We start from the raw sequence: 598 nt of genomic DNA, 5'->3' as shown, positions 1-598 counted from the left end.
GACTCCTCCACGTCGGCGTCGTCGTCACCGACAATCAGCACGTTAGACGATGACGACCTCGTGTTCCGGACGCGGACCAATGACCGGTTCGTCGCACAGGTCATGGCGCGGATTATCGAAGAGGAAGGCGCGGACTCTGCGGCGGTGCTCTACATCAACAACGACTTCGGGGCGGCGCTCGCGGATACCTTCGAGGAAACGTTTAGCGGGACGACGACGACCACGGTCGGGTACGAGTCTGGACAGTCCTCGTACCAGCAGGTGTTGTCAGAACTGTACGCCGACGATCCGGAGTTCATCGCGTACGCTGGGTACCCCGAAAGCGGGACCACGATCCTCAATCAGTGGAACGAGGAGGGGTACGGCGGGAACTGGGTGCTCCACACGAGTCTCCTCTCACAGGATTTCCTCAACAATGTCGGCGCAGATATCCTCAACGGGATGTACGGCGTTCGGACGCTCCCGCCGACCGGTGACGCCACAAGCAGTTTCGAAGAAGATTACGCCGACGCGTACCCGGACGCCGACCTGTTCTCGCCGTACTCGTGGAACTCGTACGACGCGCTGATTTCCTACGCGCTCGCGGTCCATCACGCCG

1 protein-coding gene is annotated in these 598 nt (G+C 61.2%); it reads left to right on the top strand.

Annotation, left to right across the window (positions count from 1 at the left end):
* Positions 1 to 60 precede the first annotated feature (60 nt).
* Positions 61 to 598 (top strand): ABC transporter substrate-binding protein (locus tag EXE42_RS20350; RefSeq protein WP_241988414.1); only part of this gene is annotated, 538 nt, incomplete at its 3' end.

The organism is Halorubrum sp. SP3, from assembly GCF_005435195.1.
GTDB classification, from domain to species: Archaea; Halobacteriota; Halobacteria; order Halobacteriales; family Haloferacaceae; genus Halorubrum; species Halorubrum sodomense.
This window is presented reverse-complemented; position numbering and strand designations above follow the sequence as displayed.